Here is a 20,506-nt window from a genome sequence, read left to right on the forward strand (position 1 = left end):
CCCTTATATTGTTTTTATAACATTCACTGACTTGCTATCTGCTATCTCACCGAAAGATAAAACCTCCAGATCCGGAAAACGACCTTCAATCATTTTCTTAATAAATCGACGGACATCGACAGACGTAAGGAGGACAAGATCTTTATGTGCAATCAATAAATCATCCAACTTAAGTGTAATGAGATCCATCAAATTAGCGGAGGCTTCCGGGTCAAGGCTGAGGAAGGTACTGCCAGAGGTCTGACGGATCCCTTTGCGAATAACATCCTCAACTTCAGCAGATACCATTACTGCTCGTAATTCGCCGCCATTGGCGAATTTATGACAAATATAACGCGCCATTGCTCCACGAATATGCTCTACAAGGTTAATGACATCTTTTTCTCTTGGCGCCCACAATGCGAGCGCTTCCATAATTAATTTCATATTACGCACGGAAACACGTTCGCTTAATAAACGCTGCAAAACTTCAGATATACGTTGTACCGTGGCATGTCTGAGCACTTCTTTAAGTAAATCAGGAAATTTCGCTTCCAGTTGGTCCAGCATATGTTTTGTTTCCTGAATACCGAAATATTCATTGACGTTGCGCGCCAGCGTCACCGCCAGACAGTGGTAAAGCTCATCAAGCGCGTTCCGCAACACATAGCCAAGCTCCCGGAGTTTCTCCCCCTCTTCATGCGTTACCCAGAAATACTGACTGCTACCTTGCTGATGGATTGTTGGATTAATACCAAAGGACACGACTTCATCGGAATAATTTACCACTCGCATCAAATCAAAATAGACCGTAAATTGTTCAACACGGATCTCATTAATCAACAATACGATGCTGTTATCGTCCAGGCCCTCGCCATCGCGTAACAATACTTCCGGCAGGCGCACGCCATAATCAATAAAGAACTGACTACGTAGACGCTCCGCAAGTTGAGCTTTTTCCAGATCTTCACGCCGGCTCTTCGGCACAAGTAATATCAACGGTACGGTCTCTGTAGAGACTTTATCGAGATCGCCAATCAGTCCCAACGACGACCCTTCTTTTTCCTCAATACTAAGCGGCTGCTCGCCTTTGCTGGTTTTAGGTTTGGCGGCGCTACGTTTTGCTTCACGGAATTTAAAATAGAAGAGTACGCTTAAAACCACCGATAAAATAACAAATACCGGCAGCGGGAATCCCGGCAGAGTTCCCATTGAAATGGTCAAAATAGCCGTAACAACCAATACAAATGGGTTGTTCAACAGCTGCGTCATGATATTCCGCCCCATATTATCGCTATCGCCATTTACGCGAGTCACGATAAAACCGGCACTAATCGCAATCAACAATGCGGGGATCTGGGCGACAAGACCATCACCAATGGTCAGCATGGTATAAGTAGACAGAGCGGAGGACAAATCCATACCATGGCGGGCCATCCCCACCGAAATACCGCCAATAAAGTTCACAAAGATAATAATGATGCCGGCAATAGCGTCACCTTTGATAAACTTCATCGCACCGTCAAAGGAACCGTAAAGCTGGCTTTCCCTTTCCAGTACGCTTCGCCGTTCGCGCGCAGCATCCGCATCAATAATACCGGCCTTCAAATCGGCATCAATACTCATCTGTTTACCGGGCATACCATCCAGAGAAAATCGGGCCGCGACTTCCGCGACGCGTTCTGAACCTTTGGTAATAACGATAAACTGGACCACGGTGACAATAGAGAAGACAACAAAACCCACCGCCAGGCTATCGCCAATAACGAATTGCCCGAACGTGGCGATAATTTCACCGGCATCGGCTTCAATCAAGATAAGACGGCTGGTACTGATCGATAATGCCAGACGAAAGAGCGTGGTAATTAACAGTACCGCAGGAAACGTTGAAAAACTGAGGATTCTGTCAATGTAGAACGACCCCATAAACACCAATATCGCCAGTACGATATTCAGTGCGATCAGGAAATCAACCAGATAGGTAGGTAATGGAATGACGAACATAGAAATGATCATCACCATTAGTACCAGAATCAGTAATTCAGGTCGTAAACGAGCACTGTTAAGTAGAGAAAGCAGCACTATAGGTATCCTGTTAATATTAAATTAAGACAGCTTTTCAATAGTACGACGCTGTTCTGCCATTTCATGCTTGTAGGCAATATCGGTCATACTACGTAACGCCATTAACAATTCTTCCTGCCAATATTCTTCATAAAAGAGTGAAGAGGGTATGGCTTTACATACTTGATAAAATATCTGCAAAAAGGATGCATGTTCTTTATGACTAAGCAATAACGCATTCAAACCTATAATATCGGCTAACAGCGAATCCACTTCATGTGGCTGTTGCAATAGCGAAAGCATCAGTAGTAGCCACGACGACTCCTCCGCATTAAACGCTTTGGTAAACGAATACGACAACAATGTACTCACAAACAGTAGGTCAGCGGAGCGCAACATTTTAAGTTGCGTCAGGCGTCGTAAAAGCTGGCCAAACTCCAGGCGCGAACAACTGGCGTCATTCGCGTCAATATCGGTTAATAGCGAACCCTCAATAAAATCCAGTACCACCAGTCGACGTTGATAGCCATAACTGGCTATCCAGTCAGAGTAAATCTCCACTTCATGTGATTCACTCTGGATAAATTGCCGATAGCTGGCGCGCAATAAGCCTGGTTTTAACGATAATGTTTTCCCAAAAAGCCGGGCCTTCAACGCACAATTAATCCCTGCCTTGAGGGTCTTCGGATCGGTTTGCTCTTCAACGTGCTTAAGTAACGACTCCAGCTTTTTCCGCACGATCTCTTCCAGGTCTTTACGACGAAGCAATTCGCGTAACACAAGGACTAAATCACTGGGGTCAGGAAATAAGCTACGCGCCTGACGTAAAAAATCTTCTAACGCGCCGCCATGTACGCTAATTAGCTTTAAGATTTGCTTCGCCTTCGGTAAAGCCTCATCTTCCAGCACGCGTTCAAAACTGTTAGATAAATTACTGGATTTTTTTTCATAATCGCGACGGTTACGAAATTGCGCCAGCGCCGCTGACATTTCGTCCGTCGACTGGACAAATTTTTGTACTTCCGCCCCTGGAGACGAATCCTCTGCGGCCTGTTGTATTTCCGCCTGTTGCGCATCAGTATGCTGGGTCGCATCCTGATGAGATGTCTGCCGGGACAATATTCTGGAAAATGAAATACCGGAGGTTGAGCCAGGAATCATTTAATTGCCTCCTGACCTCTATCCAGATAAACACGAACCCATTTCTGTAACTTATCGTCCCCACTCCAGGCACCGCTTTGCTTCAGAATATTGTTTACCGATTCGCTGGCATCCGGCGTTAACGGGTCGACAATTTCTTTTGGTTCAATCATGAACACACGAACAACATTACTTTTATTCTTACTGGAATAGCGGAACAGGCTACCAATAAGCGGTAATTTGCCTAAAAACGGAATACTTTGGACAGTATCGGTATTTGCATCCCGTGTATAACCACCGACCAGCAAACTTTTTCCGTGCGGCACTCTCGCAATAGTGCTAATTAACGTTCGCCCGACTTCGGGTAACGCATCTACGGAGGTGGTAGTATCGGATTGCGGCGTCTTATCGTTGCCATCTTCAATGTCCAGCGACATTTCTATCTGACCATCTGCGGAAAAACGGGGCAGCACTCGGATCATTGTTCCGTATGTTACATGCTCAAGCGCCACATTACGTTCCCCAATCAGCTTGGTGTAAAACGTTCTGTTGTTATCAAAAATAGCGGGAACATTTTCCTGGGTCAGTAATACCGGGCGTGAAACCACCGTCGCCTGTTTCTTCTCTTCTAACGCATTGACCGCGGCGATGAATCGACTGCCATCGAGGGTACTTATTGAAGACTGGTTTAATGACACGCCAAGTTTGTCCCCAATAGTAATGCTGCCGCTCCATGAAGTGCCCAAACGCTCCAGATCGCTTTTATTAAGATCGACAATCCACAGGGATAATTCTACGTGACGTTTGGCGACATCCAGCGCTTTAACCAGCATTTCGATAAAATGCACCTGCTCAGCCGTTCCCTTTACTAACAAACTGTTGGTATCCGGATAGGCCACGATTTTAATATTGCCCGCCGCGGCATTTTGCTTTAAAGCTTCCTGCAGACTCATGCCACCGGCATAATTTGCTGCTTTACCTTTTTCTCCATTCGCTGAAAACGCTGGCATCGCCGGGGGTTCGCTACTGACAATATTACCTAAAGGTTGCTCTTCTCCCTGCAACAACCTTTCAATGGCCGTGGCAATACCGGGGATAACCATTTTCTGATCGCGCAGATTATAGGTACGATCGCCCACGAAGGTATTGTTCAGACGCATCACCCCTATTTTCTGACGTCCCAGCTCAATACCATCGTTTTGCTTGTCCATCATGGTGGCGGCGTTGACCACCATATCAACATAGACGGGTGGCCCTGAAACATAGAATGTTCCTTTACGGTTATCGCCACGTAGCGGGTAATTTTTGTTATATAAACCTGAGCGTTTTAGAAAATTGTTGAACTCATTGAGTGAGACGTTGCGTAAAGAAACCACGGCATTGCGCATTTCACTGGCGTCATAAATATAGATAGCCTGCCCATCGAAATACCAAATCAGCCCCAGTTGTAGGGAAAGCTTCTCCAGTAATGCGTTAGGATCGTGAAACTCAAAGTTGCCCGTAATTTTTTTTCGTGCCGCCATTTTGCTAACAATGACAGGCTCCTTTAGCTGTAGCGCCATGGCATCGAAAAATGTCCGCAGGCTATCGTCTTTCGCAACAAACCCACTTCCCGTTACAGGTATTTTTTCACTAGAATAACCAGGTGTAACCAGAACAAGCGCGGCACATGCCAGCACTCTGGCCAAAAGAATATGTGTCTTCATTTGTCTGCCAATTGAATAATATTTGATAATTTCCGCGGCGAAACGCCGATCAGCTCTTTGATCTCACTAGAAAAATGTGAAGGCGATGAGTAACCATGATTAACGGCTAATTGGGTGATGTTCTCGTGGCCTTCTACACTATTCAGCAGCGATTGCGCCATACGCCAGTTTCGTAATTCACTCTTCGCTTTTCCGCCCAACGCTCTGCTGCACAAACGACGAAAATGGGTATAAGAAACGCCATAGTCTTCTCCCAGCATTCTCATCGTGTTGCCGCTGGTTGACTGAGCGAGTAAATAGCCAACCAACCAGTAACTCTCGCTTTTTCGTAACAGCGCCAGTACCTTATTGAAGGCCGGAGAAGGCGTAATAATTTGCTGCAAAAACCAGTACTCGCAGCGTTTACGATCTTGCCAAATAGCGCGAAACTCAGGACTCAGCAAAACCCATTTATCGGATTCAGCATATGTCGTGTCCACTAATCCTGCGCCATCGATAAATGCCAGTAATTTGCTGAGTACTTCAATTTTTAACGGTCGAAAAACCAAGTCTCCTGATACTGGTGCGACAACGGCCTGCTCGCAAAAAAGCAGCGCGCCTTCCTGAATCAGGCAATTTTCATTGTGTCGGCTTTCAGAAAATGACATATGCAGCTTTTGCGCGGAACACGTCTGTATAAACCATGCTTCCGGGCTGCGGATTTTCCGCTTCTCTCCTTCTTTAAGTACTTCCTGCGTATTTAGCATAGTTGTCAGCACCAGTTAAAAATCATTTTAATATGTAAACAATACCGGGAGCGGGTGGCAAAATCCTGATGCAATCATTATGAAACTGATCCCGCCCGCTAATTAAATTGGCCAACTTGCACAGTGCTTGCTGATTTAAAATAGAAAATTAGCTCATAGTGTATAAATTCTGGCTTATTGTTCTGCAGCAGCAAAAATTCAGATATTGTCATCTGGATGGAGAATTAATTATTTATATCAGGAGTTTTTTTTGCTAGCATTCCTGAAACGCATTCGCCTCTTATCACTATTGTCAGATAACATTCTGACGGTTGTGTAAAAACATTGCGCCTCATTCTTCTGTAGTTGGAGTTAATATGAAAAAATTTTATAGCTGTCTTCCTGTCTTTTTACTGATCGGCTGTGCCCAGGTGCCCCTCCCTTCCTCCGTGAGCAAACCGGTACAGCAACCTGGCGCTCAGAAAGAGCAACTGGCCAACGCAAATAGTATTGATGAGTGTCAGTCTCTTCCGTATGTGCCGTCAGACCTTGCGAAGAATAAATCATTATCAAACCAGAACGCTGATAATTCCGCATCAAAAAATAGCGCAATCAGCTCAAGCATTTTTTGCGAAAAATATAAACAAACCAAAGAGCAGGCGCTCACCTTCTTCCAGGAACATCCACAATACATGCGTTCGAAAGAAGATGAAGAGCAACTCATGACCGAATTTAAAAAAGTTCTTCTTGAACCCGGAAGTAAGAATTTAAGCATATATCAGACGTTACTTGCTGCCCATGAAAGACTGCAAGCCTTATAAGGCCATATCACCGTTGGCTGAACTCATCATGATATAATTAAGACCATATTTTGCATTGCCACTTAATATCAATATAATTATTATAGCTATGGTCACTTTTACGGTTGGCCATTTGTCTCTTACGTTGCATTTATCAATCTGCTTTTTGATACAGCAGCACCTCGCTGCTGCTTTTTTTATTTGTGATAAAGAACTGCCTCCCAAACTCGGGAAAATAGCCGAAACTTATACTGACAAACTATCGTCTCGTATATCGCGATAAACTGACATCCCCCTCTTGCCCCACATGTTGGCATTCTTACGATACCCCATCCACTTTTCGCGGATAACGTTCTTTTGAACTTACCCAGCAATAGTGGACACGCAACTAAGTGAGTAAACGCTCAAGCAAGAGGTGACTCACATGACAAAACCAGCATCAACCACCAATAAGCCACGCAAGCAGCACACGCCTGAAAGCCCTGAAACTGGCGGAACGCATTGGGGTGGCCGCTGCCACCAGCGAGCTTAACCTGTATAAATCACAGATCTACAGCTGGCGAAACTCAGCTCTCTTCTTCTGAACGTGAGCAGGAGATGTCCGCCGCTTAGGGTTGTGTCCCTATTACGCGGGTAGGATCAATCAAGCAGTTACGGCAAAAAAGAGAATCATGAATATATTTAGCAAACTCCCTGATGATACGTAATCAGTGAGATTAAAGTAATACAATCGCGATAAACCGAAGTTAATCCCCTGTTTAAAGACAGTGAACGACCTTCTTGCCATGCCTGGACTATATCAGCCTCACATGTACGCCTTGAAAGCGTACAGATATGTATTATAATTGTACATATTGTTCATAAACAGGAGGATGAAAACCATGCCTCAGATAGCTATAGAATCTAACGAAAGACTGTCGTTACGTGTATCGACGGATGCCAAAAAGTTGATAGTCCGCGCTGCGGCAATCCAGCAAACCAACCTGACGGATTTTGTGGTCAGTAACGTACTACCTGTCGCACAGAAGATTGTTGATGCCGCCGAACGGGTATATCTGACGGAGCGTGATACTCAAATGATCATGGAAATTTTAGATAACCCGCCAGCGCCGAATGAAAAGCTTCTTGCCGCTGCTTTCGCCCTGCCGGACATGAAGAAATGATGTTTACAGACTGGCATGAGGCCGCGATAGGGAAAACCCACAATCGAATGAATTTTGATTGTGGGGATGCCGATCTGAACCAATTCCTACAACGCCATGCACTACAAAATCATGAGAAAGGGACAACGAAAACCTATGTTGCGCTTGATAATTCGGATGTTACACGTATCCACGGCTTTTACTCAGTCAGTCCTGCATCACTGATATATGCACAGGTTCCCGGCGCAATCAGCAAAGGATTAGGGAGATATGATGTGCCAGTGTTTCGTCTGGGTCGTTTAGCCGTAGACAAATCTATGCAGGGGCAAGGGCTGGGAGCACAACTTTTGTTATCTGCCGGAAAGCGTTGCATACAGGCGGCTTTGCAGGTCGGCGGCGTAGCCCTGCTTATTGATGCCAAAAATAAACAGGTCTGCGACTGGTACAAAGGATTTGGCGCAGTACCATTAAACGATCAACCCCTTTCCTTGTTGCTGTCGTTTAAAACGCTTTATGCTGCTTTATCTGCATCTGGTAGGTTATGACAACATGAGGCTTTGTTGAATAATTCAGAATCGGCCAACGATAAGGATACAGGACTCCCATCGGAGCACTCGTTATACGAGCCTGACGCTGGTCGGCATTGCCAACAACGTCATCCGGTTCAGCGCTTTGACCATCGCCATCGCTTCACCCACCTGCGCACCATAGTTCCGCTGGCTCAGATGGCCGCCCAGCAAGGTTTTGATACGGAACATCGCTGTTTCCACTACTGAATGACGGTGATAGCCCACTTTCTTTTCCAGACCTCATTGCTGCCGCTCCGATGTTGATTCGCCACCGCGTGGTTACGCTCATGGTACTTGCCCGGCCAGTATCGCGCACCGCTTCGTGGCGGGATTAGCGGCCTGATTAATAACACATCATGGCAATAGCGCGTGTCATAAGCGCCGTCAGCCGAGGCTTCCCTGATTTTACGGTGAGTCTGGCTAATCAGCCCCGGCAGTGCCTGCGCATCTGTCGAGCCTCTGAGCGGGAAAGTATGCCTTTGCAATTAATCAGGAAAGTGTTGCGCGAGAAATAGTGCATCTTTCAAGCACATCGTCTACTTTAATTAACCGATTCATAAAATATATATTCTCTGTTCATTTCTAGCTTGTAGGCTATTTTAATAACTGTGTATTTTAAAGAATAAAAATTAATATTACCCTACTTCTTTGTTATAATACCAGCCTCCAAAATTGTGCTATAGGAACATCATGGAATTAATCCGTTATGCTGACATCAACAGCGATCTCTATCGCCACATTTGGGTCGTTGGTGATATTCATGGATGTTACTCCTTATTGTTAACCAGACTGGCTCAATTAAATTTCTCTCCTGATACCGATCTCTTGATCTCCACTGGAGATAACATTGATCGAGGAAAAGAAAACCTTGAAACACTGAGACTGTTAAATACCCCATGGTTTATTTCTGTAGTGGGTAATCATGAAGCTATGGCGCTTGACGCTTTTGAAACACAGGATGGCAATTTCTGGTATGTAAACGGTGGTTACTGGTACGACTCGGTCACCGAAAAAGACAGGCAAGAAGCCACTGAGCTATTACTAACTTTTAAGCAGCGTCCTCACATCATAGAAGTTGAAACGTCCTCAAAGAAGTACGTGATTGCCCATGCCGATTATCCAGATGACAGCTACGATTATGGGAAGCAAGTTGATATTGATAGCGTTCTATGGTCACGCGATCGTCTGCTTGGTTCGTTACAGGGGAATATCCATCCAATACGCGGTGCGGATACTTTTATCTTCGGCCATATGATTGTTGACTACACAACAACATTCGCCAATCAAATCTACATTGACACCGGTTCTTTCTGTTCAGGCAATCTGTCTTTTTTTAAAATAAAGTAATCTGGAAATAGAATTATATAATATCAACCCTCCCTGCATTATGGGCAATGATATAGCCTTCAATAAGTACCATTGCCCATTCGTAATAGCGTCTAAATTTCGCGTTTTTCTGCCCATTTCAGCATTAAGATCGCAGGCCAAAAAAACGAAGCCGTCATCCGACGCAGGTAGTTACTCGAGCGCCTGAGACGAGTAAAGATCGCACATCTCAAGATACCTATCGGAAGAAAGCGCAATAACCGTGGTGGCGAAATGGATCGGCTTGCCTTCATGCAACACAATCTTAATACCGGCGGCGGCCGGGATGAAGTTAATGCTCTGTGAATGCCAGGTGTTTTCGGCGATATTTGTCCAGGCCGCGAATTTGCCATTACAGAAGCGAATACCTTCACGACTGATGGTGACTGCCGGCTTTGCCGCGCTTAAAAATGAGCGAGCCAGGCGCACAATAAATAACAGACTGCCGCAACAAATAAGCCCCATAAAGACGGCACCGCCAGTTTTGGGCTCCTCGGGATCGGTGGCCATACTCACCGCCAGCGCAATAAAAACTCCCATCATACAAATCCAGAACACAATACCAACCAACGTTTTAGATCTGGAATAATAGATATTGAACTCCACAGGCATGTTTTGCTGGCTGGTTTTTGATACGTACAGTTCCATTGATTCATCCTTGTATAAAAATGTCGTCAGGCGGGTAAACGCTGGGAAAGAAAGTTGAGCAGCAGCGGCTCATTGACGATAGTGGAGCGGTCGATTTTGCAGATCCGGCCCGTAGCGGTGCTAATCATCAGATAGCTCATTGAACTGCCAGCCCCCTCCTCGCGCTGGGTGCGAATACTGGCGATCTGCGCATACGGCACCGCCCGGTTTTTGTGTTCAAGCCGATCCGCCAGCGCGGTCACTTTGCCGAATTTAAGACGTCCATCGGCGGCGAGGCGCGCCCCCAGCGCAGAACCGTGTCGCCGGACAAGTTCAGCAGCCAGTCGGTCGTAAATTCCGTTGCCATCGTTCCAGAAATCAAGGTAGATGACGTACTTCTTGCCGCCACTGTGGCGCAAGATGAGTTTGTCGGATTGGTGGAGCAGACGCATTGATTCAAGCGCATCGTAATGGATAACACGATGCCCGGCCTGCAACGCGGTTTCGGTTAACGTCATCCTGCGCGGCGTAAACAGAAACAGAACTGTGACGCTGAATTTCCAGATGATAAACAACAGGCCCACCAGTAGCGATATACCGGAAAGCCGATAATTCACGGTGGCTGTTGCTATGCTGAGAATAAAAAAACCGATCCCGATAGCAAACCATTTCAGCTCCGAAAGCGAAAGATGCCGGGTGTATTGACGACTTTCCATGATGGTATGGTATCCCTGATTTTACTGTCGGCGTATTACGTCAGGTTGAGTAAGGAAGCTATATCCGTTATGTTTTAGGTTATATACACTTCATCCTTCAGGCTGCCGGAGCAACTATTGTACGCTCCCGGAGATTAATGAGAGACATCCTGCCTCTCACCGAAGACCAACCACGAGCCTATACACCATTCGGTGTAAATGCCTTTCTCGGAAGTGAACGTCCAGGCGGCTACCGAACCCGAGCGTGATAATAAAGCGACTCGTTGTCATGAGCCAGTCCCTTAGCGACATTGTCCATTTTCGGATGTCGGCCTGAATTGCCAGTCACACGACCTTTTTCACTGACTCGTCCGTCGGAAACACCGTACGCTTTTTAATAGCATGTTGATTATCTATGCCGGAAATGCGGGTCTGGTTTTTCTTCAGCAGACGATCGAACGGGCTGAGATCTTCAGGTATTTTGAGATTTTGGCCAGTGCATTAGCCAGAGCCTGCAACTGTTTTTCGTCCATAAAGCAACCAGCTTTTGATGTTGAATCGAACATATCAAAATCAGGCAATTACACAATTTTAATTACAGTCTCATTTTGAGTTCGGAAGCATCCGTTTCCCTCTTAATTTTGTTGGGATTTCTCTTTGTTGCGAGCATGGTCTGAACTAATTGCCTGGCTACTTGCCTTGTTTCGTCAATATTTGGAAAATCGAACACATTTCCAACTTTTACTTTCAAGACAGAACTTGGCTTCCTACCCTCACTGACATTACGATCTGACGAGGCTACTCTTCGCTGGATTACGTAGGATTTTTTCGTCAAACTGGCTTTTACCCCGAAACCAGCAGGAGCTTCTCTGTGGTCATCGAAAACAATGTAGAGTTTTTGAGCTGGGTTAGCTTCGAAAACGATTTTTCCAGAGCGACTGAGTGCAGGCTTAACATTGATACTTAACTTGTTGATAATGAAAGGCTGGCTGAGAGTTGTTTTCAAAGTATCACCCCTGTTGTAGTCCAGGAATGATGAGAATGTAACCTGTCACATTTTAGGCTACAGGTGAGCTACAAATTTATGGGTTTATGTGAGTTTATAAGGGTTTTACCTGGGGCCACATGAGCACTTGAAAGAATAAAAAAACGAGTAAAATCAATATGAATGAGTCATTTGATAAGGACTTCTCCAACCACACCCCGATGATGCAGCAGTATCTCAAGCTGAAAGCCCAGCATCCGGAGATCCTGCTCTTTTATCGTATGGGAGACTTTTACGAGCTGTTTTATGACGACGCAAAGCGTGCGTCGCAGTTGCTCGATATTTCGCTGACCAAACGCGGCGCATCGGCTGGCGAACCTATCCCTATGGCGGGTATCCCGCACCACGCCGTAGAAAACTACCTCGCGAAACTGGTCAATCAGGGCGAATCCGTCGCTATTTGCGAACAGATTGGCGATCCGGCCACCAGCAAAGGTCCCGTTGAACGTAAGGTCGTGCGTATCGTTACGCCTGGCACTATCAGCGATGAAGCCCTGTTACAGGAGCGTCAGGATAACCTACTGGCGGCTATCTGGCAGGATGGTAAAGGTTACGGTTACGCCACGCTGGATATCAGCTCCGGGCGCTTTCGTCTGAGCGAACCCGCCGACCGTGAAACGATGGCCGCAGAGCTGCAGCGCACCAATCCCGCCGAACTGTTGTATGCCGAAGATTTTGCTGAAATGGCGTTAATAGAGGGACGCCGGGGTCTGCGCCGTCGCCCGTTGTGGGAGTTTGAGATTGATACCGCCCGCCAGCAGTTAAATCTGCAGTTCGGTACGCGGGATCTGGTCGGTTTCGGCGTCGAAAATGCCTCGCGTGGATTATGTGCGGCAGGCTGCCTGTTACAGTACGTAAAAGATACCCAGCGCACCTCCCTGCCGCATATTCGTTCCATTACGATGGAACGCCAGCAGGACAGCATCATTATGGATGCCGCGACCCGCCGCAATCTGGAAATTACCCAGAACCTGGCCGGTGGTGTCGAAAATACCCTCGCCGCGGTGCTTGACTGTACCGTGACGCCAATGGGTAGCCGAATGCTTAAACGCTGGCTGCATATGCCGGTACGAAATACCGACATATTACGTGAACGCCAGCAGACCATCGGCGCCTTGCAGGACACCGTCAGCGAACTGCAACCGGTGCTGCGTCAGGTCGGCGATTTGGAGCGTATCCTTGCGCGTCTGGCGCTGCGCACCGCGCGTCCGCGCGATCTCGCCCGAATGCGTCACGCCTTCCAGCAACTGCCGGAATTGCACGCTCAGCTTGAAACCGTTGACAGCGCGCCGGTACAGGCGTTGCGTAAAAAAATGGGCGATTTCGCCGAGCTGCGCGACCTCCTGGAACGCGCCATTATTGACGCGCCGCCGGTACTGGTCCGCGACGGCGGCGTTATTGCGCCCGGCTACCATGAAGAGCTGGACGAATGGCGCGCGCTGGCGGACGGCGCCACCGATTATCTCGATTGTCTGGAAATTCGCGAGCGCGAGCGTACCGGGCTGGATACGCTGAAAGTCGGCTATAACGCGGTACATGGTTATTACATTCAGATTAGCCGTGGTCAAAGCCATCTGGCGCCCATCAATTATGTGCGTCGCCAGACGCTGAAAAATGCCGAACGCTACATTATTCCTGAGCTTAAAGAGTACGAAGATAAAGTTCTGACCTCGAAAGGCAAAGCGCTGGCGCTGGAAAAACAGCTATATGACGAATTGTTTGATCTGCTGTTGCCGCATCTGGCCGATTTACAGCAGAGCGCCAACGCGCTGGCGGAGCTGGATGTGCTGGTTAACCTGGCCGAACGCGCCTGGACGCTGAATTACACCTGCCCGACATTTACCGATAAACCCGGTATCCGTATTACCGAAGGTCGCCACCCGGTGGTTGAACAGGTACTGAATGAGCCGTTTATCGCTAACCCGCTCAATTTATCGCCGCAGCGCCGGATGTTGATCATTACCGGCCCCAATATGGGCGGTAAAAGTACCTATATGCGACAAACGGCATTGATTGCCCTGCTGGCCTATATCGGCAGTTACGTTCCGGCGCAAAACGTGGAAATCGGCCCCATCGACCGTATTTTTACCCGCGTCGGCGCAGCGGACGACCTGGCCTCCGGGCGTTCGACCTTTATGGTGGAGATGACCGAAACCGCGAACATTCTGCATAATGCCACGGAAAACAGTCTGGTATTGATGGATGAAATCGGGCGCGGTACCTCTACGTATGACGGGCTGTCGTTGGCCTGGGCCTGCGCGGAGAATCTCGCGAATAAGATTAAAGCGTTAACGCTGTTCGCTACCCACTACTTCGAGCTGACCCAATTACCGGAGAAAATGGAAGGCGTGGCGAACGTCCACCTGGATGCGCTGGAACACGGCGATACTATCGCGTTTATGCACAGCGTGCAGGACGGCGCAGCAAGTAAGAGCTATGGCCTGGCGGTCGCGGCGCTTGCGGGCGTCCCTAAAGAAGTCATCAAACGCGCGCGCCAAAAACTCCGCGAGCTGGAGAGCATCTCGCCCAATGCGGCGGCAACGCAGGTGGACGGCACGCAAATGTCGTTGCTTGCCGCCCCGGAGGAGGCATCGCCTGCCGTTGAAGCGCTGGAGAATCTCGATCCGGACTCCCTGACGCCACGCCAGGCGCTGGAGTGGATCTATCGGCTGAAAAGTCTGGTGTAAACGTGTCGGGCCCGATAGCGCCGCGCTATCGGGTCTGCGCGCCGGAACAGGCTTTTCAGGCTGTGACTGTCGTTTCATGTAAATGACGCCAGACTATCCGTCCTCTTTCCCTTTTTAAAATGACCGTCGACCAGCGTACCGTCTCGGCCTGGCCCGGCAGTTGCTGGCGCTCACGATAACGCAGCGCGGCACCTTCCGGCCACTCCGCCACAAGGTCAATGTGCTCAACCACGATAACCAGCCCCGGGCGACACGCGCGCTGCGCCTGGAAAAAAGCGCCCAGCGCCGGATAATCCAGACAAATACCGCCTGGCGTTATCATCGTAAAATCAGCAGCAAAACGCGCTATCAACGCCGCCAGGCTCCCCATCCCCTTACTAAGCCAGTTCTCAATCGCCGCATGGGCGTGAATAATTTCTTCTTTATATGGATTCATGGTCTTTCCTTTTTCAGGCACAGAAGCGCCTGTCTATTGTTCAGACAGACAGCGTAAATAAGGGGCAGCAGGGTGATACCGGCGGCGGCAATAAAGGTCCAGCGATAAGCAACCTCAAGCGACATAACGCGCTGGAGCGCATTTAACAGCAGCGTCAACAGCGTCGCGCCAAGGAAAAAGCTGATCTGACGATTAAGATTCCATAGCGCGCTGGCGTCAGGCATGTCCCGGCGAGCAATAGTCAGGAAAGCGCCACTCTGCGCGGTACTGCTGCACAAACTGCCGCCAGCGCCCATTAAGGCGAATATCATCATCAGTACACGGTGCGATGTCGCAGGCGTAACGTTAGTTAAAAGCAGTATCCCTGCGGCCTGAAGAAGACAGCCGACGATAATCAGCGGACGCGGCCCAAGCCGATTGAAGTAACGTCCGGTAAGCATAATGGCGACAAATGAAGCGATCGACCAAGGGATCATCAGCGACCCCGCCGCCGCAGGCGATAGCTGCGCGACGTTCTGTAGATAAAACATCCCGACCACGCTGATACCAATGAACATACCCGGTACGCACAGATAGACGATCATGGCAAAACGCAGCAGCTTGTCCATCAACAAAGGCAGATGGAGCAATCTTGCTGACGCCATTGTCGTCGACGCAACGTTCAGCCAACAATAAGCGAGCAATAAAGTGAGAACGGCCACTGGCAGCGTGGCAAAGAATATCCAGCGCCAGCCGCACGTTTCCACCAGCAGCCCGCCAATCGCAGGCGAACATGCCGGCGCCAGTAGCGCCACCATCATGACAACCGATGACACGCCAGCGCGTTCATGCGGTTTAAACTGTTGCCAGGTTAACGCCTGACCAACCGGGATCAATAAGCCACCGCCCGCCCCCTGCACAATACGCCAGAAAACAAGGCTGTGTAAGGAATCGGCAAAACCTGCGGCAGCGGCGGCAACGCTAAACAGAATGAGCGAAAATATGATCAGCCGTCGTGCGCCGAGATAACGCGAAAGAAACGCGCTAAACGGAACGATCAGCGTTAATCCTGCGATATAACCGTTACTCACCCATGCCAGCGCCGATATGGACGTATGCAGATCCACGGACATCGCAGGAAAAGCCACGCTGGCAATAAACAGATTAATCAGATCAAGAAAGAAGCCGAGCAGGTAAACCACTGCCACTTTACTGCGATACGTCATTATGCATCCTCCGTCAGAGGCGCTAATGTAGCCGTCCGGAGAAAGCCAGATAAGTCCGCGCTTCAACGATATACTGTCAAAATAATTTTGACAGTAAAGGAGTTCGCCATGCTCAATTTGCAGCGTATGTCGCTGTTTATCGCCGTGGTAGATAGCGGCAGCTTCACGGCCGCCGCCGCCGCATCGGGCCAAACAAAAGCGGTAGTGAGTTTTAATATTCGGCAGCTTGAAAAAGAGCTTGGCGTAACGTTATTGCTACGTTCCACCCGACGACTGACGCTCACAGACGCCGGCGTCCTCTTTTACCAAAAAGGCGTGAATTTACTCAACGCAGCGAAAAATTTGCAGGATGAAGTGCGTGCCAGCCATAGTGGGCTGGGCGGCGAGTTACGTATTACCACTACGCCCGAGTTTGGCGAACAGGTGGTCATTCCGGTACTGGCGCAGTTTAGTCAGCGCCATCCCGATCTCCGTATTCGGCATATGTCCTCATCACATCATGCCGATTTAATTGCCGAGCGCTTTGATGTGGCGATTCGGCTTGGCTCGCTGGCCGACTCCCGCTATCGCGCCGCGCTGATATCCCGCTTTACCATTCTGCCGGTCGCCGCGCCGCAGTGGCTCGCCCGCCACCCCGTGTCGTCGCTGGAGTCGTTGGCTCAGGCGGAATGGATTATTCATAAGCGATTACCTACGCCGCTACGGTGGACAGTAACGAATAATCATGGCCAACACTCACGCCTGGAGATAAGCAAAGCCGGCAAAATTTCTGTCGACAGCGCGCGCTCGCTGATGGCCTTCGCTCTCGCAGGAAGCGGCGTCGCATTACTGCCGCAATGGTTAGTCAACACCGCACTGGAGGAGGGAACGTTAATTCACCTGTTACCCGACTATCATTTTCCCCGTCAGGGCATTTATGCCGTTTACCCGGACGCCCGCCATGTATCGACAAAAGTACGCGCATTTATTGATTTTTTACGTTCGCAATGGGATTGCGGGGAGCACGCCCAATCATTGTAGCCAGTCCGGGAGCATTGCGCTCCCGGACGGATAATACCGTCTTAATCCTTAACTACCAGCTTGTCTTTGATCCCCTGCGCCTGCCAACGCACCCACAGCATAATTGCCGCCAGAACGACAATCGGCAGTAACGGATCGAGCCAACTGCCGCCGGAACCGAACAGCAGGTTAATCAGCGCCACGCCGGTGCCGCCAATCGCCCAGGCAATGGTCGTCGGTACAGACCAAACCACCATCTGCTGTTTGACATCAGAGACGCCCATCATGCGGTTAACCACCCAGAACAGGCTATCGTTGAAGTAGCCGAAAAACAGCGACCCCATCGTTGCGGCCTGAGCGGCAAGCAACATATTGATGCCGGGGATCTGCGCCAGGATCGGCGCGGAAATCGAGGCGGCAGTGATCATCGCCACCGTCCCCGATCCCTGAATCAGGCGTACCAGCGTCGCCACGATAAACGGGATCAGGATCGGCGAGATCGGCAGGTTGGCAACCTGCTCCGCCAGCTGTTGCCCCGCGCCGCTGTCGCGCAGGATCGCGCCCAACGCGCCGCCAGCGCCCGTGACCAGTAAGATAATCCCGGCGCTTTGCAAGCCCTCTTCCAGACGCTCTGCGGTGGTATGTTTATCCATACGCGGCACCAGCGTATACACCGCCAGCAGAACGCTGATGGCCAACGCGATCACTGGACTTCCCACAAAGTTGATTGCCTGTACCACCGGATGCGTCGCCAGGCCGGACCATCCTTCTACAGTGGCGAGGGTGGAACAGATAGCCTTCAGGAAGATCAGCACGATCGGCACCACAATAGGCAGCAGAGAGAGCGTCAGGCTCGGCAGATCCTTTTGCTCTTTCTCTTTATTGTACTGCTCCAGCGCGGCATTGACTTCATCGGCGTTCAGCGTACGCGGCACGAAATCAGGGTAGCGTTTATCCAGCCACTGCGCATAGAACACAATGCCGATCACACAGGGCACCGCCAGCGCCATCCCGGTCAATAACATTGCGCCGATGTCGACGTTAAAAATCCCGGCTACCCCCAGCGGGCCTGGCGTCGGAGGTACCGTATGGTGAGTGACCACCAGCCCGCCCGCCAGCGCGACGCCCAGCGTCAGTAGCGAACGTTTACCGCTTTTCGCCAGCGCTTTCGCCACCGGATAAAGAATGACAAAAGCGGAATCGACGAAAATGGGGATGCTGACAATATAACCCGTGATCGCCAGCGCCCACTCTTCACGGCGTTTCCCCAGCCATTTGATAAAGCTCAAGGCGATACGCTCCGCCGCGCCGGAAACCTCCAGCAAGCGCCCCATCATTACGCCGAGACCAATCACCAGGCCAATGCTGCCCAGCGTCGTACCGAATCCGCTGGTGATGACAGAGAGCGTTTTATCAATGCCCATTCCCCCCAACAGACCGGCGATGCAGGCCGCCGCCAGCATCGCGATCAGCGCATGAACACGGGTGCGTAACACCAGCCATACCAGCACGAAAACGGCAACGATCAGACCGATAATTGGGGTCGGTAAACTTGTCATGACCTCCCCTCCATATCATCTTGTCGAAAGCGTTCGATAATGTCATCGAAGCGTTTATCGGCGACAAAACCTAACGCCAGCGCACGCTGGTTATCGATACGTCCCGGCCAGGAGGCGACAATTTTCTCGACGCCTTCATCGCGCTGATGCGTAACCCGATCGCGCGCCGCCTGGCCGCCCGCCTGACGCAACGTTTCCAGCATCTCGCCCACGGTTACGCTGATCCCCGGTAAGTTGATGCTGCTCGCCTCGCCAGGCGCGGGTAACGTTGCGGCCAGCGACAGGTTATGGATCACCGTCGCCGGGCTGGAAATCCACAGCCGCAAACTTTCCGACACCGGGCAGACGGTCGTCTCGCCCTGCAACGGTTCACGAATAATCGCGCTGACAAAAGAAGAAGCGGCGCGGTTTGGTTTACCCGGGCGAACACAGATCGTCGGCAAACGCAGCGCCAGCCCATCCACATAGCCTTTGCGGGTATAGTCGTTGACCAACAGTTCACAGGCAGCCTTCTGCGCGCCATAAGACGAGCGCGGCGTGAGCGCGGTGGTATCGGTGACGCATTCCGGCAGCGTACCGCCATAAACGGCAAGCGAGCTGGAGAAGACAAAACGAATTTTCTGCGGTTGCCGACGACACGCCTCAAGTAACTGGCGGGTAAGATCCAGGTTAACTTTCCATCCCAGATCGAAATCGTCTTCCGCATGACTGCTGACAATCGCAGCGAGATGATAAACAACAGAGGTATTAGCGGTAATCACATTCTCCAGCACGCCCGGCTGGGTTAAGTCAGCCTCTAGGCAGCGTAAACGAGGAGAATCTGATAACCGTGCAGGCATTTTTAAATCAACAAGAAGCAGTTCGTTAAACGCCAGCGATGAGTTTAATAAGGCGCTTGCGAGTTTCTGACCTAAAAAGCCGCCCCCGCCGGTAATGATAATCTGCATCCGGATGTCCTCTTTATTGTTGTGTAGGGTAGTTCAGGGTTAGCGCCAGGCGTTAAACCAGCCAAGCCCGTCCTGAGTGGTATTCCGTGGTTGGTATTCGCAGCCTATCCAGCCGCGATAACCTACGTCATCGAACAGCCGGAACAGCCACGGGTAGTTGATCTCGCCATCATCCGGTTCATGTCTGTCCGGTAGCGAGGCGATTTGTACATGGGCATAGCGGCCCCGTACTCGCGAATCAGGTGACTCAAATTGCCATCCACTTTTTGCGCATGGAAAGTGTCGAGCTGGATGAACACATTCGGGCGGTCAACCTCTTCTGCGATGCCCAGCGCCTGATATTGGCTGGAAAAGAGGTAGCCGGGTTTAACGCCGGGACTCAGCGCTTCGATCAAAATACGTTTATCGTGGGCGGCAAACCGGTCGGCGGCATAACGCAAATTATCGATAAACGTGGCGCGATAACGTGCGCCATCAGCGCCATCCGGCACTACACCCGCCATGATGTGAACCTGCTCACATTCCAGCGCCAGAGCGTATTCCAGAGCCAGATCAATATCGGCGCGCGCGTCGTGTTCGCGCCCCGGTAGCGCGGCACGTCCCCACTCGCCCGCCGCGGTATCGCCCGCCGAAGTATTAAACAGCGCCAGCGTCAGATCATGACGCGATAGCTGGGCTTTAATCTTGCTGGCGGCAAAGCCGTAGGGGAACAGAAACTCAACGGCCTGAAAACCGGCTTCGGCAGCAGCGGCAAAACGCTCGATAAACGGCACTTCGGTAAACATCATCGACAAATTGGCGGCAAAACGCGGCATC

16 protein-coding genes and 5 pseudogenes are annotated in these 20,506 nt (G+C 50.1%); 7 read left to right on the forward strand and 14 right to left on the reverse strand.

The annotated features are described in order from the left end of the window. Positions 1-3: 3 nt before the first annotated feature. The 4 genes from invA to invF are packed head-to-tail and all read right to left on the reverse strand — an operon-like array spanning position 4 to position 5,536. Positions 4-2,061 (reverse strand): type III secretion system export apparatus protein InvA, encoded by a 2,058-nt coding sequence (invA, locus tag N7E69_RS03525; protein WP_000927212.1) that lies wholly within the window; start codon positions 2,059-2,061, stop codon positions 4-6. A gap of 24 nt (positions 2,062-2,085) precedes the next feature. Continuing rightward, entirely contained in the window at positions 2,086-3,204 is a 1,119-nt protein-coding gene (invE, locus tag N7E69_RS03530; RefSeq protein WP_000612171.1) for a type III secretion system gatekeeper InvE, read from the reverse strand. Continuing rightward, positions 3,201-4,889, reverse strand: a complete 1,689-nt coding sequence (gene invG, locus N7E69_RS03535; protein ID WP_000848113.1) for a type III secretion system outer membrane ring protein InvG — start codon at positions 4,887-4,889, stop codon at positions 3,201-3,203. Before invG ends, invE begins: the two co-directional genes overlap by 4 nt. Then, positions 4,886-5,536: a type III secretion system transcriptional activator InvF gene (invF, locus tag N7E69_RS03540; RefSeq protein WP_001674874.1), complete on the reverse strand. Its 651-nt coding sequence runs from the start codon at positions 5,534-5,536 to the stop codon at positions 4,886-4,888. The genes invG and invF overlap by 4 nt, the downstream gene beginning before the upstream one ends. A 455-nt stretch (positions 5,537-5,991) precedes the next feature. Here invF and invH point away from each other — a divergent pair, with 455 nt between their 5' ends. From invH to N7E69_RS03560, 4 genes and pseudogenes are all read left to right on the forward strand, one after another. After that, on the forward strand, positions 5,992-6,435 hold the full coding sequence (invH, locus tag N7E69_RS03545) for an SPI-1 type III secretion system invasion lipoprotein InvH (protein ID WP_000715096.1): 444 nt from the start codon (positions 5,992-5,994) through the stop codon (positions 6,433-6,435). Positions 6,436-6,838: 403 nt separating this feature from the next. Further along, positions 6,839-7,017, forward strand: a pseudogene (locus N7E69_RS03550) (IS3 family transposase); the annotation flags it as partial. A gap of 269 nt (positions 7,018-7,286) precedes the next feature. Beyond that, positions 7,287-7,577 carry a DUF1778 domain-containing protein gene (locus N7E69_RS03555; RefSeq protein ID WP_000855694.1) on the forward strand — a complete coding sequence of 97 codons (291 nt, stop codon included), beginning with the start codon at positions 7,287-7,289 and terminating at the stop codon, positions 7,575-7,577. Further along, positions 7,574-8,101: a GNAT family N-acetyltransferase gene (locus N7E69_RS03560; protein ID WP_000971649.1), complete on the forward strand. Its 528-nt coding sequence runs from the start codon at positions 7,574-7,576 to the stop codon at positions 8,099-8,101. The genes N7E69_RS03555 and N7E69_RS03560 overlap by 4 nt, the downstream gene beginning before the upstream one ends. 72 nt (positions 8,102-8,173) lie before the next feature. Here the strand turns inward: N7E69_RS03560 and N7E69_RS03565 are convergent. After that, positions 8,174-8,589 (reverse strand): annotated as a pseudogene (locus N7E69_RS03565) (transposase); the annotation flags it as partial. A gap of 226 nt (positions 8,590-8,815) precedes the next feature. Here N7E69_RS03565 and pphB point away from each other — a divergent pair. Then, complete coding sequence (gene pphB, locus N7E69_RS03570; RefSeq protein WP_000420452.1) at positions 8,816-9,472, forward strand: protein-serine/threonine phosphatase; 657 nt, start codon at positions 8,816-8,818, stop codon at positions 9,470-9,472. A gap of 171 nt (positions 9,473-9,643) precedes the next feature. Here pphB and N7E69_RS03575 read toward each other — a convergent pair whose 3' ends face one another. From N7E69_RS03575 to N7E69_RS03590, 4 genes and pseudogenes are all read right to left on the reverse strand, one after another. After that, positions 9,644-10,138 carry a hypothetical protein gene (locus tag N7E69_RS03575; protein ID WP_000424948.1) on the reverse strand — a complete coding sequence of 165 codons (495 nt, stop codon included), beginning with the start codon at positions 10,136-10,138 and terminating at the stop codon, positions 9,644-9,646. Between the two features lie 26 nt (positions 10,139-10,164). Next, the gene (locus N7E69_RS03580) at positions 10,165-10,833 is read right to left on the reverse strand and encodes a hypothetical protein (protein WP_000445914.1); all 669 of its coding nucleotides are present in this window, start codon (positions 10,831-10,833) and stop codon (positions 10,165-10,167) included. A gap of 156 nt (positions 10,834-10,989) precedes the next feature. Next, positions 10,990-11,220: pseudogene (locus N7E69_RS03585) on the reverse strand (hypothetical protein); the annotation flags it as partial. Positions 11,221-11,419: 199 nt separating this feature from the next. Further along, positions 11,420-11,818 (reverse strand): annotated as a pseudogene (locus N7E69_RS03590) (cytoplasmic protein); the annotation flags it as partial. Positions 11,819-11,976: 158 nt separating this feature from the next. On the opposite strand from N7E69_RS03590, the gene mutS reads away from it, so the two are divergent. Further along, positions 11,977-14,544, forward strand: a complete 2,568-nt coding sequence (gene mutS, locus N7E69_RS03595) for a DNA mismatch repair protein MutS (protein ID WP_001005805.1) — start codon at positions 11,977-11,979, stop codon at positions 14,542-14,544. Between the two features lie 55 nt (positions 14,545-14,599). Here mutS and N7E69_RS03600 read toward each other — a convergent pair whose 3' ends face one another. Then, positions 14,600-14,980, reverse strand: a complete 381-nt coding sequence (locus N7E69_RS03600; protein WP_001070469.1) for a DUF4440 domain-containing protein — start codon at positions 14,978-14,980, stop codon at positions 14,600-14,602. After that, on the reverse strand, positions 14,977-16,185 hold the full coding sequence (locus N7E69_RS03605; RefSeq protein ID WP_000222400.1) for an MFS transporter: 1,209 nt from the start codon (positions 16,183-16,185) through the stop codon (positions 14,977-14,979). Before N7E69_RS03605 ends, N7E69_RS03600 begins: the two co-directional genes overlap by 4 nt. 87 nt (positions 16,186-16,272) lie before the next feature. On the opposite strand from N7E69_RS03605, the gene N7E69_RS03610 reads away from it, so the two are divergent. Beyond that, positions 16,273-17,205 carry a LysR family transcriptional regulator gene (locus N7E69_RS03610; RefSeq protein ID WP_000216291.1) on the forward strand — a complete coding sequence of 311 codons (933 nt, stop codon included), beginning with the start codon at positions 16,273-16,275 and terminating at the stop codon, positions 17,203-17,205. 41 nt (positions 17,206-17,246) lie between these two features. Here N7E69_RS03610 and N7E69_RS03615 read toward each other — a convergent pair whose 3' ends face one another. The 3 genes and pseudogenes from N7E69_RS03615 to N7E69_RS03625 form a co-directional block, all read right to left on the reverse strand. Continuing rightward, positions 17,247-18,743, reverse strand: a complete 1,497-nt coding sequence (locus N7E69_RS03615) for a GntP family permease (protein ID WP_261743203.1) — start codon at positions 18,741-18,743, stop codon at positions 17,247-17,249. Continuing rightward, positions 18,740-19,690, reverse strand: a complete 951-nt coding sequence (denD, locus tag N7E69_RS03620; protein WP_001165731.1) for a D-erythronate dehydrogenase — start codon at positions 19,688-19,690, stop codon at positions 18,740-18,742. The genes N7E69_RS03615 and denD overlap by 4 nt, the downstream gene beginning before the upstream one ends. Before the next feature lie 39 nt (positions 19,691-19,729). Continuing rightward, positions 19,730-20,505 (reverse strand): annotated as a pseudogene (locus N7E69_RS03625) (HPr family phosphocarrier protein). Between the last annotated feature and the right edge of the window lies 1 nt (position 20,506).

The sequence above is a fragment of the Salmonella sp. 3C genome (assembly GCF_025426275.1).
GTDB lineage: Bacteria > Pseudomonadota > Gammaproteobacteria > Enterobacterales > Enterobacteriaceae > Salmonella > Salmonella enterica.

Bases quoted from the DNA above. Each gene is read 5' to 3' on its own strand.
- invE (WP_000612171.1), bottom strand. From the start codon at position 3,204: ATGATTCCTGGCTCAACCTCCGGTATTTCATTTTCCAGAATATTGTCC.
- invG (WP_000848113.1), bottom strand. From the start codon at position 4,889: ATGAAGACACATATTCTTTTGGCCAGAGTGCTGGCATGTGCCGCGCTT.
- invF (WP_001674874.1), bottom strand. From the start codon at position 5,536: ATGTCATTTTCTGAAAGCCGACACAATGAAAATTGCCTGATTCAGGAA.
- invH (WP_000715096.1), top strand. From the start codon at position 5,992: ATGAAAAAATTTTATAGCTGTCTTCCTGTCTTTTTACTGATCGGCTGT.
- N7E69_RS03555 (WP_000855694.1), top strand. From the start codon at position 7,287: ATGAAAACCATGCCTCAGATAGCTATAGAATCTAACGAAAGACTGTCG.
- N7E69_RS03560 (WP_000971649.1), top strand. From the start codon at position 7,574: ATGATGTTTACAGACTGGCATGAGGCCGCGATAGGGAAAACCCACAAT.
- pphB (WP_000420452.1), top strand. From the start codon at position 8,816: ATGGAATTAATCCGTTATGCTGACATCAACAGCGATCTCTATCGCCAC.
- N7E69_RS03575 (WP_000424948.1), bottom strand. From the start codon at position 10,138: ATGGAACTGTACGTATCAAAAACCAGCCAGCAAAACATGCCTGTGGAG.
- N7E69_RS03580 (WP_000445914.1), bottom strand. From the start codon at position 10,833: ATGGAAAGTCGTCAATACACCCGGCATCTTTCGCTTTCGGAGCTGAAA.
- mutS (WP_001005805.1), top strand. From the start codon at position 11,977: ATGAATGAGTCATTTGATAAGGACTTCTCCAACCACACCCCGATGATG.
- N7E69_RS03600 (WP_001070469.1), bottom strand. From the start codon at position 14,980: ATGAATCCATATAAAGAAGAAATTATTCACGCCCATGCGGCGATTGAG.
- N7E69_RS03605 (WP_000222400.1), bottom strand. From the start codon at position 16,185: ATGACGTATCGCAGTAAAGTGGCAGTGGTTTACCTGCTCGGCTTCTTT.
- N7E69_RS03615 (WP_261743203.1), bottom strand. From the start codon at position 18,743: ATGACAAGTTTACCGACCCCAATTATCGGTCTGATCGTTGCCGTTTTC.
- denD (WP_001165731.1), bottom strand. From the start codon at position 19,690: ATGCAGATTATCATTACCGGCGGGGGCGGCTTTTTAGGTCAGAAACTC.